This is a genomic window from Cupriavidus sp. P-10 (genome assembly GCF_003402535.2).
GTDB lineage: Bacteria > Pseudomonadota > Gammaproteobacteria > Burkholderiales > Burkholderiaceae > Cupriavidus.
This window is the reverse complement of record NZ_AP025172.1, coordinates 1,054,702-1,071,347: the sequence shown is the minus strand read 5'-3', so window position 1 is coordinate 1,071,347 and position 16,646 is coordinate 1,054,702. Positions and strand designations below refer to the sequence as shown.

At 56.8% G+C, this 16,646-nt stretch carries 8 protein-coding genes and 1 pseudogene; 7 read left to right on the top strand and 2 right to left on the bottom strand.

All coding sequences use genetic code 11. The annotated features are described in order from the left end of the window. Positions 1–9: 9 nt before the first annotated feature. The 5 genes and pseudogenes from adk (at position 10) to CTP10_RS34865 (ending at position 10,003) form a co-directional block, all read left to right on the top strand. On the top strand, positions 10–678 hold the full coding sequence (gene adk / locus CTP10_RS34885; RefSeq protein WP_116322772.1) for an adenylate kinase: 669 nt from the start codon (positions 10–12) through the stop codon (positions 676–678). Positions 679–1,004: 326 nt separating this feature from the next. After that, a complete protein-coding gene (locus CTP10_RS34880; protein WP_116322773.1) occupies positions 1,005–1,685 on the top strand; it encodes a DsbA family oxidoreductase in 681 nt (226 codons plus the stop codon). 531 nt (positions 1,686–2,216) lie between these two features. After that, positions 2,217–2,444 (top strand): annotated as a pseudogene (locus tag CTP10_RS34875) (transposase); the annotation flags it as partial. A gap of 564 nt (positions 2,445–3,008) precedes the next feature. Then, positions 3,009–6,134 (top strand): hypothetical protein, encoded by a 3,126-nt coding sequence (locus CTP10_RS34870; RefSeq protein WP_147316289.1) that lies wholly within the window; start codon positions 3,009–3,011, stop codon positions 6,132–6,134. Then, positions 6,131–10,003: a helicase gene (locus CTP10_RS34865; RefSeq protein WP_116322776.1), complete on the top strand. Its 3,873-nt coding sequence runs from the start codon at positions 6,131–6,133 to the stop codon at positions 10,001–10,003. The genes CTP10_RS34870 and CTP10_RS34865 overlap by 4 nt, the downstream gene beginning before the upstream one ends. A 231-nt stretch (positions 10,004–10,234) precedes the next feature. Here the strand turns inward: CTP10_RS34865 and CTP10_RS34860 are convergent, their stop codons facing one another. Together CTP10_RS34860 and CTP10_RS34855 are read right to left on the bottom strand one after the other, a co-directional pair. Then, positions 10,235–10,801, bottom strand: coding sequence for a hypothetical protein (locus tag CTP10_RS34860; protein ID WP_147316290.1), 567 nt, complete (start codon positions 10,799–10,801; stop codon positions 10,235–10,237). 489 nt (positions 10,802–11,290) lie between these two features. Then, positions 11,291–12,352, bottom strand: coding sequence for a hypothetical protein (locus tag CTP10_RS34855; protein ID WP_116322778.1), 1,062 nt, complete (start codon positions 12,350–12,352; stop codon positions 11,291–11,293). 472 nt (positions 12,353–12,824) lie between these two features. Here CTP10_RS34855 and CTP10_RS34850 point away from each other — a divergent pair, with 472 nt between their 5' ends. Beyond that, positions 12,825–15,080: an McrB family protein gene (locus CTP10_RS34850; RefSeq protein WP_116322779.1), complete on the top strand. Its 2,256-nt coding sequence runs from the start codon at positions 12,825–12,827 to the stop codon at positions 15,078–15,080. A 222-nt stretch (positions 15,081–15,302) separates the two neighbouring features. Continuing rightward, positions 15,303–16,640 (top strand): DUF2357 domain-containing protein, encoded by a 1,338-nt coding sequence (locus CTP10_RS41435; RefSeq protein WP_116322780.1) that lies wholly within the window; start codon positions 15,303–15,305, stop codon positions 16,638–16,640. Positions 16,641–16,646: the final 6 nt, after the last annotated feature.

The following is a 16,646-nucleotide window of genomic DNA, read 5'->3' as shown; positions in this document are numbered from 1 at the left end:
AGGACGCAAATGCGTTTGATTCTCTTGGGCGCTCCAGGCGCCGGAAAAGGCACGCAAGCAAAGTTCATCTGCGAGAAGTTTGCTATTCCGCAAATCTCAACTGGCGACATGCTGCGTGCAGCAGTGAAGGCGGGAACTCCTTTGGGCATAGAGGCCAAGAAGACCATGGAAATGGGTGGCCTGGTGTCCGACGACCTCATCATCGGCCTGGTGAAGAACCGGCTGATGGAGGACGACTGCAAGAATGGGTATTTGTTTGATGGTTTCCCGCGGACTATCCCGCAGGCCACAGCCATGAAAGATGCAGCCGTTCCGATTGACTATGTATTGGAGATCGATGTCCCCTTTGAAGCCATCATCGAGCGTATGAGTGGACGGCGAGTTCATGCCGCCTCCGGCCGAACGTACCATGTCAAGTTCAATCCACCCAAGAGCGAAAATGTGGATGACGAAACCGGAGAACCGCTCATTCAACGAGACGATGACAAGGAGGAAATCGTCAGGAAGCGCCTTGAGGTCTATGCCCAGCAAACACGGCCGCTGGTCGACTATTACTTCGGATTGACGGCGAACAAAGAGGCGTCTGGAAGCGCGTTGAAGCCGATATACCGGAAAGTATTCGGGCTGGGGAATGTGAACGAGATAACTTCGCGGATGCTTGAAGCACTGAATTCCTAAGTAAGAACAGCGCAATGAACAAGCACTCTCTTGAGAACCTCTACCCTGAGGCGACATGAAAGCCGTTTGCACAGCGGCCTCGCAGAGATGACTTCGCGATTGGTCGGCCTGCTTAAGTCGGTGGCGTTCTACATGCATGCGTAGGACGGCTCGCCAAGCCAGGTTTTGACCCCCCAGTAGCAAATTCCAATTGGCAAGGAAGATGTCGCCGAGCAGGGCTCTGAAATGGCTTACGCCCCATCAGTATATGACTAGTCATCTACTGATGGGGATGCGGGATAGGGTTTATGCGCGGGACTCCGAAGGCCTTATCGAGGAGCAGTGGTATGAAAAGAGTCAACGTAGAGGTCTGGTCTGATTTCGTGTGTCCCTGGTGCTGGATTGCAAAGCGACGCTTGGAGAAGGCAGTGAACTCGCTCAGCGGCGAAATTGAAGTCACAGTCACGCACAAGGCATACCGACTGGCGCGAGGCATGGCCCCGGAAGATTTAAAATTGGCGCTCTTCAACAAGTTTGGCAGCCATATTGCAGCGACGCGGATGATGGAGGCGGTCGCAGCGAATGGCGTCATGGAAGGCTTGACGTACAACTTCGGCACCATGCGCTTCGGCGACACGACCGATGCCCATGTTCTTGTGAAGTCAGTGGAAAACGGAGAGGTAAAGAGTCGCCTTGTTGAACGGCTCTTCGCGGCGAGTACGACCGAGGGCCTTGACATCTTTGACAGGGACGTACTGCTCGGCATCGCGAAAAGTGTTGGGATTTCCGATAGGAAAATTGCCTTCGATGACAACAGTAAGCTGTCAGAAATCGCACATGAAGAGAGGGCCATAAATTCCATCGGTAGTGGTGTGCCGCTATTTATTTTCAATGGCAAGTCTTACTTGTCAGGGGCACGGGAAGCGGAAGCCTTCCAGAAGGCATTGCTTCAAACGGCTGTGCACGCAGCTAAACTCGACGAAGGTTCTGATGCGCAGATTTGTGGTATGGATGGATGCCGCATCTAAGGATTTTTCTTACAAACTTGCCAAGGGCGCGGTGGGTCTATAAAGCTTGGAGAAGGTTCTGTGAAGCGCCCGGCCGCAAACCTGTCGGCGTTCGCGGGCATTTGCGATTCGGCCTACAGAATAGGGATTTGCACGCACCATACTCGCTGCGAGTCAGGCGCCAAAATAGCTCGGGAGAACATTTTGGGGTGAAATCCGGGCACCGACTTCGTTTCGTCATTGTTTCTGCTATGTCGGCCTGCGGCGCTGGCCAGCGCCGTCTGTACCAGTCCGCTTGTCGCGTCATGCTACACATCGAAATCGCGTCCCCCGCGTCCCGCCCCGCCGTGGGATCCGGTGGGATCGCAACTGACATGCCCGCTATCGCCCAAGAAGTGGTGGATCCAGACGTCCCCGAACTACTCAAAGCTCTCGTTACGCGCGCGTTCCTCAGATTCCTCGGTCTTCACCGCTTGTTTCACAGCAGTCTGCAGCCGTGCGCGGGCCTGATCGAGGCAGACCTGGGCTTCCGCATCCGCATGATCATATAAGGTGTCGTGTGCGGGCCTGTGTCCGCGGAATGACGAGAGCGCCGGCAAGCGGCGCAACACGCGGGTGCGCAAGAGTGGCACCTGGCTCAAGATCGCTTTGGTGACGGCTGCCTGGGCTGCGGTACGCGTCAAAGCCAGCTATTTGAACGCGCAATTTCTGCGCATCAAGGCACCGCGCGGCGCCAAAAAAGCCATCCTCGCTGTGGCTGCTTCCATGCTCACCGCCGCATAGAGCGAGGATGCCATCTCCAAGGATCTTGGCGACATAGCCTTCATAATGATGCACGGCCTCCATCATCAGCAGTATCACCGGGTCGATAAGGCGGCGCGCCTCCTCGGGGTCCAGATCCTGGATCAACGCCGTCGAGCCCGCCATATCTGGAGAGCGCGCCAAAAGGGGTAATCGTTCGAAATGTGCAAAATGTAACGGTGACTCCCCGGGAAGGCTTCCAGCAAGGTTTTCCGGTTCGCTATCACCTTGAGAAATTTCTTCTTCTGCAAGCTCTTGAATCACAAGCGTTTTTGGAGCCGAAACGTATCAATCCGCTCGCGAAGGACGATTACCCCAGATAACGCTTTGTAACGTCCGGCGCTCCTTTTTTTGAAGCGACTATTAATCAGAGTCTGACCTGGCTTGTCGGGAGCGATTTACTGGAAAACGGTTAAGGAAGCCCATTATCGCTGGCTCCGGGCAAAGTTTTGCTACACTGCAACCATTAAACGCCGATTCCACCCCCGAGCATGGTCAGCTTGGACGGTGAAGTGGTTATCCCTGCCAGAAAAGGAGTTGACCATGACAGCTAGCCCCTCCCGGGGAGGCTCGAGCGTATCCGCTCGTTCCACCACCCCATCTCTGCAACTTGCCAAGCTTGTTGAACTGCTCGGGGCGGCATTGCCACCTGACCCTTCCGCAGCAGACCCGTTACCCTTCGTCACTCGGGCGGGGAATAAGTTTGTCGTCAATTTGCGCGTCCCGCTGATGCGCATGATTCTGTCGGAACAATTCCGGCCAACGTTTACGCCTGGCTCTGACAGTGGTTTCATGCGAGATATGCCCATACCACCGAGGGGCATGACAGCCCGTATCGGCGGTCGACTGCTCCACGGCTCGGAGGAAGCTACCTCAAAAGCTGTCGAGAAGTTGCACTCCCGGGTTAGTGCTTTGCTCGACGCAAGTTTGACGGGAGCGGACCTAGATGGCTTGGCTTTCCCCTCCATGGACGTCGCGCTGAAAGCGCTTGCAGATTCTATCGGAGAGTCCAAGCCGCAACCGTCGAATACTGCTTCCATGGTTCCGGTGGTATTCGCTTCGAACGACCGTCGTGCTGACGAACGAAGTCGTGACATCGGGAGGGTTCTGACCGCCATTGAAACGGTGGATGGACGAGACGGCCTCGAATTGATGCTCCAGGGCATTGCCAACAAGCTCACCAAGGACGGGCTCGAGGACGAAGTTGAAGAAACCTTGGCTGCGATACGCACCCAGCGAAATCGACCAGGCAGCCAGATTCGCGAGTTTCTTGATTTTCTTGATGACGAAGCGCTGTCCCGTGTTCGTCTTCAGGTAACGATGCGCCTAATGGACGCGCTGGCTTCGCAGTCGTCAAGCAAGGGTTTCAAGGCATATGCGGCGCGCGTGAAGGACTGTTACGAGCGCTTCGCTGGTGTGCGAGGTGAAGCCTTGATGCTCGATGCGGCCACTGTCTATGGTCAGGCGAATACATCCGACCTATCCGAGCATCTGCGAAAGGCTCTGTTCTATTCCTGTCTTCCCGTCTGGGCTCAATGGTCTGTTCAGCTCTTTGAAACCCGCACTGAACCTACCCAAGGCTTTGCCACAGTTCGGGAGGTATCGTATCGCTTCCGTGTTAACGGCGACAATCCGATGTCGGGAAAGTCCGCGTTTAGCACTCGTCTGGAAAGGCTGCAAGACCGCCTTCTGACACAACCGGGCCCGGACCAGCGAGTACGGCGAGATATCGCCGAGCTCCTCTTTTTGCACCTGGCCATTCCTGACTCGCTTAACGACCCGAAGCCGGTGGATGTCGTTGCTGAGGCCACGCAGCTTGCCCTATCACTGAAGCTTGACCCTCTTGCGACCTTGAAGCGGGTGCATGCCTCGCTCCGCGACCGCATCAAGGTGGTCGACGGACTGGCCGACGAACTTATTGAAGTATTGAAGAGCAAGTCGAACAAGGTGGTGACGCTGGCGAGCAACACCGCCGACAAGTTCTCGGTGTCGATTCACCGCGATATCGTCAACTGGGAAGCCATTGAATCCATCAGTCCCACCACGGACATCCTGAGGAAGGCTGAGAATGGGGACAACTCGATAGCGTGGTTTAACCACCTTACGATTTCCAAAGAAACCATCGTTCCAGGCAGCCTGGCCTCCTACACGGTCAAAACCGAACTCAACGAGCGGTCTCTGGCCGCGGCAGGCTCACCCCTTTCCGTCGCCATGGAGCGAAATCTCAGTTCACCGGTCTTGCCAGTTCGCTTAGTTCCCTACCACTGGCTCAAGTCGGAGAAGCGTTGGGAGCCCGATGCCTCGAATCTGCAGCCATTCGATACGGGCGTGGGTATCGAATTGCAGTACGACCTTTCCCTGCTCCAGGTCAAGAAGGTGTCTGATGAAACAGTCCGGGCCAGTTCCGAGCAAATGCGCTCAGCTTCCGTGGCAGCCTTCACGATTCTCGCCTATGTCACCTTATGGGAGTTGCAGCGACGGCTTCGCGAGCACAAGCCTGACCTGGGCATTGCCTTGATTCGCCTCCAGCATACGGGGCGCAAAAAAGACCGCGAAGCTGATGCGGATGATGCCAATACGGCCGTCTATGCCGCCAGTCAAGCCATTGAGAAGGCCCTTGCTCGGGAAGGTTTCATCAAGCTGCAGGGTGTGACAACGGAAGCCGACGGAGCTGGAGACACCTTGCGCTGGAAGCGCCGCGGCGCATTGCAGGCTCTCCTGGGAGGGCAGTCCTTCAACTTTGGCCTGGAGGGTGCTCTCGACAAGGTAGCGCTGGTGACTTACGTGACCCGCCCGTGTGACTCACATCCGTACCACGCTGATGCGGATGGCTACCTGTTCCTGAGTCGGACATATGTCGCAGAGCGGGAAGCAACCGGAGCCACATTGAAGGTCTTGCGCATGCGTTCACGTCTCGTCGAAAACCGCAAGGAGTTCAAGAATCCGCAGCCGGTACTGGAGGAAATCGCCCGCTTGCATGGAGAGGGTTTCAAGCATGTGATTCTTTTGTCGCATCATTTCGGAAATCGGCATATCGGCCGTGCTGCAGAACGTCATGCACCTCACGGCACCTTGGAATTCATGGAAGCAGCGGCGCAGCGCTTCCCTGACGTACATCTTTACACACTGCGGCGTGACGTATTCCCGGCCACGAGGTTGCGCAAGCGTACAGGCACGGAGAGCGCATTCGAGGTGGTTAACTTCAAGGACCACCAGGACATGTATGACGCTGTTTCCAGCGACGTCCTCCGCAGCATTATGCCGATATACACCTTTGCGACGTTGGCCGTGGTCGGAGATGAGGGCGACCGGCCGCAATCTGGATTCTGCACCTATTTCTTTGATGGCGAGCAACGCATCACGGATGTGGAGATGCGGGAAACGGTGCGTCAGAACATCCTTGGCGTCGGAGTCGAGGCAGCTGAAATCCGGAAATCCCTGATTAGCGTTCTCCGGGCCATCCACTTCATGGAAGGCGAAAAGCTACCGCCGAAATCGACCCCGGTTCTCCTTCCCGTGCTTGACCCTTACGGTTGGGTCAACCCAACCAAGCGTTCCACAGCTGGCGAAATCGAGGCGATGACACGGCGACGCGGGGGTACTGTCCAGCTCTCCCTACCTGCCGTGCTAGCTCATGTCACCAAAGTCCTGCACAAGGAGGCCGAGTGAGCGAGTTGAGCTTTCATCAGCAAGCGGTACTTTGGGGGCAGGCCTATGAAGTACTCGTCAAGCGCGGCGTTCTGGCCTGCCTGATTGAGCAAGGTCTGATTGCACAAGACCGGCCCGGCTTGGAGCGTTGGCGCGATACCCGGCTCTTGGAGGTCTCCCGCGCGCTCACGGATGAACTCCAAGTCCTGGATGAGTCTGCCCGCGACGTCATTAAAGCAGGCGTGCGACATCTTGCCCTGACCGCCTATGGAGTTGGTTACACGGCGACTCGAGCATACTTGCAGTCGGTCCGCTCCCAATTCAAAAACCCATCGGCACTTCAAGTCAAGGCGCTTTGGTGCCCGCTGATGCTGCCCGGCGAGTCGACTCTTGAGCAATCTGCGCGGGCCGAGAATCGCGAGGCGTTCTACAAGGAGCTGTCGTTGCCCGGCGTTATCGACCCGGACTGGTCCCGTAAAGGGCAGCCCGCTAACGCCGACTTCATGCTATGGCTCTCCGCAGGCATCAAAGACGACTACCTCCTCGTTCAGGAATACTCCTACGACATGCCGCCGTCGTTGGGTGACTTTCGCGAGCAAGGCGCTCACCTTGATGAGCTCACTCGTCACCGCCGCATCGTGGACTCCCGTAGCGTCTTTGCGCGGGTGGCGGCCGAGGTTGAGGGGGAGACCTTTGAGCTGTCCGAAGACGTCAAGAACTATCTTGGGGCACTGACTTCCGAGAACAAGCCGTTTTACAAACTCTGCCAGGCGAGTTCCTACGCAGAATCCACGGTTTTGCTCCTGCAGCGGTTGGGGATGCTTAACCGACCTTGCATGGCGCGGGCTCTCGCCATCACACCGAACGGCCTCGAAAGCCTCGTTGCACGATTTGAGCCCGACGGCGAACCGGAGCCTCGGCGCGAGATCATGGCACAAATGGGAGTCGCCTATCGCAACACTGTGAAGATTCCAGATGGTGGCGAGGCTGAGCTTGAGAATCAGATTAACGGCCTCTTTAAGGGGATGGTCAACAAGTTGCCGGAAAGGCTTCGTCTCGGCATGAAAGACCTTCGCCGCACACCGCAGGCTGGTGAGGACTACCTGTTTGAGTTCGACGAAACAGTCCCGCAATTTGCCAATCCTACCGATAAATTTTCCCTTGACGACGCCATCGCGCTCGTGCCCGATGAGCCTCGGCTTGACGCCTACTTCGGTCAATCGGCAAAGGAGGCTGTCGGCGCGTCGATGAGGGATTTTGCCAAAGGCGAATCGACGCTCTCGCTGCGAGACATGCATGCTGCTGCGATTGTTGCAGGCATGCAATGCGCGAAGTCTGGGACGCTCAATGTCCTTGCCCTTGAAGGTAATCCGGGTATTGGTAAGACAACAGCGCTACGGACACACCTTGGTAAGAAGCAGGAAGGGTACTTATTCCTGTATGTCAGTCCTCGTGTGGTCATCAACCGCGACGTAACCGAAAGTCTGGCCAGGAACGAGGACAAGTCGCCTACAGGGATTCTGACCATCACTACCAATGCCCCGCTCATCGCAGCTGCGGAGAGTTGGCATAAGGCTCAGGTCGAGAAAGGTCTGGATACCACTCGCCATATCGATGGCGCCGTGGTGGCGGACGGCGTCCCAAATCTCACAAAGCCTCAGGGTTCGATGCTCGTGCTCGACCCACGTCAGGAAGAAGAGATAGACGCTGAGCATGCGGGAAACAAGCTGCGCAAAGATACCCTCTCCGAGCATGAGGACCTTGTCAAAGAACGGCCACTGACAGGCGTTCTGAAGGGTATGTCCACGACGGCGCGTGAGTTGTTGGCCTTGAACCCTGTCGTCAATCGCATGGTGCTGACGGCGGCGCTACAGGGGTTTCGCGAGCGCGACAATGCCAAGACAACCATCGACGCACTTTCGAGCCTCTTCGTCAACAAGGCATCCACCGGCGCCGGCCGCGAAGAGCGGCGCGTATTTGCGCGTAGGATGCAAACCATCGTGGTCATGGTGGACGAGCTGGCCGGGGACGGTGCGGGTGCGGGATTCGTCCACACTATCGCCAATTGGCTGGGCAACGAGTTCATCGATTGCTTCGAAGATGAACCAAGTCCCTTCACCGTGACGCTCGTGGTGTCCGATGCATCGTTGGGCAACGAAGTTGTCCTGGAGCGCTATCTCAATGCCGGTGACAGGACGCCGGACAAAGTCCTGGTGTCAAAGTCGAGCGGGGAAACGCCGTTCCGACTTGCAGCTACCTCAGTCAAAATTGGCTGTCCGAAGCGCAAGAGAGAGACGTTGCACGTCATGACGAATAGCTACCCGGCAAGCGAGCTGCACCTGCACTACCGGGTGAAGCTCACTGCCGTGAAGCTGGAGGAAAGCACAAAGCATCTCGGTGAATTGCAGACGCCGCGGGAGGCAATCAGGAAGGCGGCGGATGAGGCGGCGATTGCAGGGGCATGCCAGCAAATTCTCAAAGCCCTGGATTCCAATGCCCGACAAGTCATCTACTTCGCCCAGGACAAGCAGTTTCTTCGCAAGGTCAAGACCGCACTCGCGGAGGAGGACGCAGGACTGACCCAGGAGAACGTCCAGGTGCTCGATTCTTCGGTTCCCGGCTGGAAGCGAAAGGAACTGGTAGCACCAGGGACACGGGATAAGGTTCGGGTCTTCCTGATGACCTCGTCAGGCGCTCGAGGGGTGTCGTTCCCCTTGACGGACTGGATTATTGCAAGCGTACCGCGCTTTAACATCGAGTCAGCACTGATGGAGATAGCGCAACTCATTTACCGCGGACGCGGCATGTATGTAGATGAGCATGGTGAACGACGCTCCGGCGACCGAGTACCCCGGCATCTCGTCATGCTTGTCGACGACTTTATCGTTTCCGAAGACGAAATAGACAAGCGGCAATGGCTCCGCCAGTCACTCGACCTCATGACGCTGCTGGTCATGCTCCGCTCGACCATCTTCACCCGCATCACTGGAGACTCTGGCCTAAGGCAGCCCTTGGCGCTTGTGCCTGTCGGTGCGGTGGGCACAGATGAGCTTATTAGCCTGATGTCCCAATATGTCGCCGAGTTCGTCAAGGAAGCCGAAGTCTTCAAGCTCCAAAGTCGGAATCAAGAGCTGGTTAGCCTAGCCTTGCGAGCAAAGGCGAATGTTGAAGAGATTTTTTCCCGAGCGAAGCTGCACGGCGTGGCCAAGAAGGACGCGGACGGCCGTTCAATGGTTAAAGCCCGCTTCGTCGAGACGCTGCTGGATTTGGTGGCCAGCCCAATTGGGCCCTTGCTCGCTTGCGCGCCGACCGGCACGAGTGTGCCCGACCACATTCATTTCTCTGGCCCGGTGACGGTCGAGACTTGGCGAGACTTCGAGAAACAAGAGGTTTTCGCGTTTGAGGGCCACGAAACGCAGCTCAGAAGGGCCAGCCGCGCGCTCATCGGCCAGCTCCATGAGATTTACCGTACGCGAGAATTTCCTTCTGCAATGCGTGTGCCGGCCACTAACCTGCTGCGTCTCTTGCAGCGCGACCAGCATGATGCTGCCAATGAGTTCCGGACACTAAAAGAGCTAAAATCACCAAACACTTGGGTGGCGGTGCCCGCCGGCTACTACAGTTTCCTGCACCCGGAAACAGCTGACGACGATAACCCATTCCGCTTGGATGACCAGGCTCTGTGGCAGGAGGCCCTTGGCCGAACTCTGAATGCAGGCGCGGCCATCATGCCACCACTACCGTGTTACGACTCCTTTCCCTGGGCCGCCTCAGTAGGTGAAGTCAGCCCACTGAAGCTCGACACGGTATTTGATGACCGATACTTTATGGCGTCCAACGAACTGAACCTCCTGAATACGCTGCTCTTAGCCAAAACCTCCGTGATGTAGCTGTTGCGGAGTCGGACGCTGCTAGTAGCAAGAGCCCCGGCTACGGACAGGTAGTCAGCGCCGGCAGTTAGTAAGGCTGAACCAGCGTCCGTCGTAGAAAAGGAAGTGCCGCGTGAGCCGGTACGCGCCGCGGCGACTTACCGTAGTGCGGCCGGGGACCGAGCATACTACTAATCGTTTGATTCATTCGGCCCCAACACCTCGTTGGGGCCGATGATTTAACGCGGTCAGTCAAAAGAAGGCGTCAAGTGCCTTGCTCAAGTCAGAGGTGTCTGGTGCTTGGTTTACCGGTACGGGAGCGCGGGTTGATTTCAGTTGGCGCAGCTCATTAATCAACTTTCTATTGTCGCGTTCGGCACGCTCAGCCCGCTTCCGGACGCCATCGGTTAGCGTACGCATCTTCTCGAAATCGGAGGTGAGCCGCCTGAGCTTCTTCTCCTGGTTCTTTTCTGCCTCAGCTATCATTTCTGCTTGCCTCTTGATGAGGCGGTTGAATGACTCCGTCAAATTGGTCGTTAGGATTTGAAGGACAAGCTGCGACTCAGTGACCGCATCACTTGCGTGAGCGGTGGCAAACGCTATGAATGCGGCTTCCCAGGCTTGCGTATCGGCGACCCAAGCCAGTACCCGAGCCCACTGGTCATCCGTCAGGTCAAGCTCTATGCCCGAGTCTGCCAGGCTGGCCAGTAATGCATCTTTCTTGCCTGTCAGGTTGGTCTTGGCTATGGCAAATTCGGCCTGAAGGTCAACCTCTTCATCCCCCAACAGACGGCCAAACGCAACGGTAAAGACGTCCATGTTGCCGCCCGGAATCTTGACTACCCGACCCTGATTCACAAGCGCGGGGATGGTTTCGCCCGTTGAGGCGTGTGCCAGAATTATGCAGTCCCCATATTGCGAAGCGTGAGTGGGAGCAATCCAGAGGGAGACCGATGTTCCCGGCGCAGTGTTCTGCAACGCCTCCATAGCCTCGACCAAGGAGGAAAGGCCTCCGGCGCAAAAGGTGGGGTGTGTGTACCTGGAGCGGAAGAACTCCCAAGGACCCTCTGGCTCTGTCTCGAAGTACGCCAGGATACGCGTGACTGGCGAAGCCGTTCTCATCAGTACGGTAAGCTCTTGTCCGAGTCGCTCACCGAATTGCGCAAGGAACCTATCGACAACGGGCGTGTCGGACGGTCGGTCGCTGAATTGTGAGAGCAACTCAATCAACCCCACAGGGTTCTCTCTTACAGCCCGACTCATTGCTTCGACCAACCGAAGCTGCTTCTTTTTAGAACTTGCCATGGGCTAACTCAAGCTGTTATCCAAGTGAAAAGGTAACTGTCCGACGATGCAACGCTTCGAAGGTTCGTCCCAAAAGAAGTAGATGCGTAAGCAGTACCGCTCATCACGACCACCGCCCTTGATGAGGTGAAATTCAAGGAAGCGACGTCTACCTGCCCATGTCACATAGTAGCTGTCGCCCTGTTCGCCGGCTATGGAGGGGGCGACGGAGCCTGAAAGCTGCACGCCAGCCTCGTTCATTGCGGCGTCAAACTCCGCACGGGACAGTTCGCCAAGGCGAAGCAGCCTGTATGGGCCGGCGAGAAGCTCCAATGCCCGCATGATGGTCTCGGGACTCTGATACTGAGACTTTTTAGCGCCATTGAGCGCTCGCGGCAGGATGACAATCCGGTCGACGTTGTCGGCAGCCCAGCTCGGAAGGTCGTCCAGGGTGAGCGTTTCCTGGTTCTCAGGTACAGGGATGCTGGTGCTGGCGTTGTTCGCAAACAGCGCGTCCAGGGTTGGAGTTTGTGTCCCGATTGACTTCAGCTTTGCCTTGACCGCCTTAAGCTCGTCGGCCTGCTCAACAACGGTCCAATGCAGGTACTCATTGTCTGCACGCAGCAGCTGTATTAGAGCATCCTGGTCGGCGCTTGTCGTATTGACTTGGCCACGGCTGGCGAGCACGGCCGATAGCTCAGTGAACCCCGGGGCCGATGCTGCCGTGTCTGCTTCCCCTCCAATAACTGTCCGCCACCGTTGTAAGAACGGGTTGACGGTGCAGGTCGACGCCGCGGCGTGCGGTAGCGAATAGAGCTTGACTCCGCTCTTGTGCCCCTTCGTAGCGGGCTCAACGTAGAATGTCTCTACAATTTCGGCGGAAGCTCCTGAACTGAACCACTTGAAGGCTGCGAAGCGCTGCTGCCGGGACAGTGCATAGCTAACAGGGCCTTTGTTCGACGCGACGTCGCCGATGCCGTCTCCTAGGCTATCCGGGGCGGCAATCCCACATTCGGCGCAGACCGCCTCGAGATAGGCGTCAAAGCTCGCCATGACCTGGGAGCGTACCTCTTTGATGTGATGCATGAACGCGAAGGGAGTTGGATAGCGTCAATGTTCCGGTAGCGCCTTCTGGATTGCAAGTGGCGCTTGCGTGCAGCAGGTCCGCTAAAATACGCGCTATATATTGACATTCCGTTTTTTGGAATACGTGACAGGATTGTCACATGGACAAGCAATGCTTCTCGACGGTTTCCTTTGTGAAGATGGAGAGGCTGAGATACTGGTCAACGTGGTACGGCCCCGTCGGCTTGTGCACATGACGCGGGCTCATCGACCCTTCGTCGTCTTAACAGCTCTCATGGGAGCGTGGCCGGGTGAAGGAGAGGGCGCGAGAAATTCAGTTGCACTTGTCAACCACGAGGACATTTGCTGTGCAAGAGAGGCCCGTCGTCATATTCCTGTCGAGACTGTCTTGAGAACGCAGCAGAGGTACGTCGACCATTGATATCATCCTATAACCTTCCACGGCCTCACAAGAACAGGAACAGGAGAAAACTTGAACGGGAAACTGGAGAGCGATGCTGCGCTGAAAGCTCAGCTGAATGCCGCCCTAGGCGGGGCCGCAGTGTCCAAAGGCGCTCAGGATTGGTACTCGAGGTTGGCCGCTTTCGTGGCCGAGGTTAAAGCTGGAATTCCCAGTAAGCTCGACGATGCCAATTTTTTGAAGAAGCTATGGGACGACAATCCTGTAGCCGCTACAGGAATGGGCTCCGTCAAGACGGCTCCGGCTCTAGCTGACGCCGCCTTCCGAGATTGGTTTGCGACCGAAGTAACGAAACCGGTGCCAGCGGACCCCGTGGCGGCAGAGATTCAACTTACGGCGCTGTACGACGAACTCCGGGCCCGCCTCAAGGTTCTCTGCGGACGCACTCCGCGCTTGAAACTCAATCGCGTCCTGTGCGCTATATACCCAGAGCACTTCACTACAGTCGCAGACCCTGGCAAGCTACTATTTCTCCACAAGGAGATGGGTGGGGCGGCTAACGACCATCCCGTTAGAGCGCACAAGGCGATTCGCACCCGTATCGATACAGTGCTCGGGCCGGTCAACGATACCGACCCCGTCGACATCGTGCGGAGGATTTGCCTGCCGTGGATGGTCTATGAGCGCATCGCGGACGATGGCATCGGTGATACGCCGATTGACCCGACGGAGCATGCAGCGTCGCTGACACCAGTACCTGCGACATTGCGGCGCAAGGGACTAACGTCCCTGAAGGGCGGCTTCCAGACACTGCTGGGATACCTTCCTGAACTCAGCGAGGGCGTTTCCAAAGAAGAATTCTCGGACATCATCAGGCAGAGCAACCCCGAACTCGCCCCGAGCAGCCTCATCACCTGCATCAACGTCGTTTCTCGAGAGTTTGACCTGTGTAAGCGCGACGGGGACACCTACCGGCTAAGCGCTCGTGGTATCAACTTGCTTGAGACGCAAGACCCAGACGAACTGGCTGACCACCTGCTAACCAAGATTCTTGGTGTCGACCATGTAGTGAAGGTATTGGACTCTGCGCCGCAGAGCAAGGCTAGCCTCGTCGCAATGCTTCAGAAAGTACACCCTGGCTGGACGTCTGATTTTGCCCCGACTTCACTTCTCGGATGGCTGACCAGTCTCGGGGTCATTGAGGTCGGCGATAAAAAACAGTTAAAGCTCACCGAACGCGGCAAGCGTTGGGCAGAACTTGTCACCTGGGAGCCAGAGTGCTTACCCGCGCCGACGGAGCCGGTGGTCGAGGTTAAGGTAGAGGTTTCCGACGCCACGCAACTGCCGGCGCTTCCCGAGTTATGGCAACGCCTTTCTGCATTGGTTGCTGGAAAGCTCGTACTGGAGAAGTCGCTGGTCGCTCAACTCCACGCTGGACTCTGGTTTCACCCGGTTCGGCACTTCGCCGTTCTCACTGGTATTTCAGGGTCCGGCAAGACTCAGTTGGCGCTGAACTACGCTCTGGCGCTGGGCAATGTCGACACGTACGACCATGACCGAGTCCGAGTCATCCCTGTCCAGCCGGGTTGGTATGACCCAAGTCCTTTGCTCGGCTACGTCAATCCCATACAGGACACATCCTACAGAAGCGCCCCGTTCCTTGACCTGCTGCTACGCGCCGCCGCAGACCCCGAGCATCCCTATGTAGCGATTCTTGATGAGATGAACCTCTCCCATCCGGAGCAGTATTTGGCACCAGTGCTATCCGCGATGGAAACTTACGGATGGCTCGACCTTCATCAACTCAGTGAAGAGACCACGCCTATCCCGAGGCGCGTGCGTTACCCAGCCAATCTCGCCATCATCGGCACCCTGAACATGGATGAGACCACTCATGGTCTGTCCGACAAGGTGCTTGACCGCGCCTACACACTCGAATTTTGGAATATCAACGTGCAGGATTTTCCGGGATGGGCCACCGCTCCGCTTCCCCCGGCGCTAAAGGAGAAGACTCAAGCTCTTCTCAGTGCCCTCGGCGAGGCCCTTGCGCCAGTACGACTGCACTTTGGCTGGCGAACAATTAGCGACGTGCTGAGCTATCTAGCATTCCAGTCTGCATTCGCACCATCCGAGACGGCTGCGCTCGACGACGTTGTGTACGCCAAGGTTCTACCGAAACTACGCGGTGAGACCTCTGCCAAGTTTCAAAAGGCACTTCAGGAAACTCATAAAGTTCTGGAGGACAACGGACTCGCCAGGTGTTGCAGCAAGGTTGAAAGTCTGCAAGAAGACCTCGTCGCAACGGGCTCGGCCCGTTTCTGGCGTTAGTCTCGAGAGGGGCTAGCGGTGCTACGCATTCGAAGAGCCGACATACAAGACAGTGGCATCTGGGCTGAAGTTCAAGCGCATAAGGTCCTAACGGGACTTACTGAAGATACGGACTATGTGCTTAGTGTCGGACGTCCCGATGCTCGAGTGTATGTTGACGATGTCGAACTACGCCGCGATGGCTCATCACTGTTCCTTTGGCGGCCTAGCTTTTACGCAGGGATGGTGGTGGTCGATGTTTTGCTGCCTAGCGAAGTTGGCTCTCAATTTTTTCTGGACGTCAGCCCAAGCCCTTCCAAGACCGGTCAGTCAGAGTTCAATGCAATGGTCTCGGATATCAGGGCTTTCGACCAGATTCTGTTGAGCGGAACGTCCTCGGCAACAATGGCGTTTGGACGGGAAGGACGTACGGGCAAGTATGAGAACGACATCTTGCTCGCTCGCTTGAGAGAGTATGGGCCGTCGTTTCTTGATTCGGTCGAAACGATTGGGCGCTTCCCCCATAGGTTTCTATCCGCAGACACCAAAGTACTACCTCTCTCGCGGGTACGGCGACTGCATCATACATCGCTGCAGGATAGGCGGCTGGCTGCTATTGCCACTGGACGCATATTGGGCGCGGAGTCGATGGACTCGTTCCAAGTCAATAGTCGGACCTCTGCACCAACGTTCGACACTCCCGCAAACCGGGCAATGCTTGCGCTCTTGCGACGTTTCCGAGCCGCCGTCTCATTCATACGGGAAAGAGTCTTGGATTCGAAGCTTGGAAGTCCGCTGGAAGAGCAGCGTCTCCGTGCTGAGCGACGACTACGTGACTTGGATAGCTTGGCGCAGCGCACACAGCAGCTGATGTTCACGCCACTATTTCGTGAGGTCACGTCCAGCGAGACATCGGCAGCCGGCCTTACACAAATAGCGGCGCAACCTGCGTACAGTCGGGCCTACCGCCTTGGTTGCTGGGCGCTACTAACGGGGGTTGAAGGAGGCCACGACAGCGACCAGCTGCATATTCCCCCATCATGGGGAATTTATGAGACATGGTGTTACCTTTGTGTTGCGCAGTGCGTAACGGAGGTCACCGGCGTGACACCTATCGAGGCAGCACCCAAGGCGGTTTCAGCTGAACGCGCTCTGCGTTTTGAGCTGGGGGACAAACGGTGGCTCGAAGTCCTTTTTCAAGCCACGTTCCCAGCCCTCAAGACATCGGCGACGCGAATTGGGTGGAGCTTATCCAGAGAACGTAGGCCGGACATCGTGCTCATTGACAAGGGAGAGACGGGCCCACGAGCGCTCGTCCTTGACGCAAAGTGGAGAAGCGGGAGAGAAAACGTACTCGATGCCATGGAGTCCGGCCACATCTATCATGATGCCCTGAGAGTCGATGGGGCGTCGCCTGCACCGTGCCTGTTACTCCTCCCTGGGCAAAGCTCGGTTCCTGAGTTAGAACAGGATGCGTATGCTTACGGGTACGGTGTGGGTGCAATTAGTTCCGTGCGAGTTGAAGGAACTGGAAAAGCGCGAATCAGGGAAATACTTAAGGCTTGGCTGACTAGTAATTGAGCGCCG

Coding starts and splice junctions, on each gene's coding strand:
- adk (WP_116322772.1), top strand. CDS start 10: ATGCGTTTGATTCTCTTGGGCGCTCCAGGCGCCGGAAAAGGCACGCAA.
- CTP10_RS34880 (WP_116322773.1), top strand. CDS start 1,005: ATGAAAAGAGTCAACGTAGAGGTCTGGTCTGATTTCGTGTGTCCCTGG.
- CTP10_RS34870 (WP_147316289.1), top strand. CDS start 3,009: ATGACAGCTAGCCCCTCCCGGGGAGGCTCGAGCGTATCCGCTCGTTCC.
- CTP10_RS34860 (WP_147316290.1), bottom strand. CDS start 10,801: ATGGACGTCTTTACCGTTGCGTTTGGCCGTCTGTTGGGGGATGAAGAG.
- CTP10_RS34855 (WP_116322778.1), bottom strand. CDS start 12,352: ATGCATCACATCAAAGAGGTACGCTCCCAGGTCATGGCGAGCTTTGAC.
- CTP10_RS41435 (WP_116322780.1), top strand. CDS start 15,303: ATGGTGGTGGTCGATGTTTTGCTGCCTAGCGAAGTTGGCTCTCAATTT.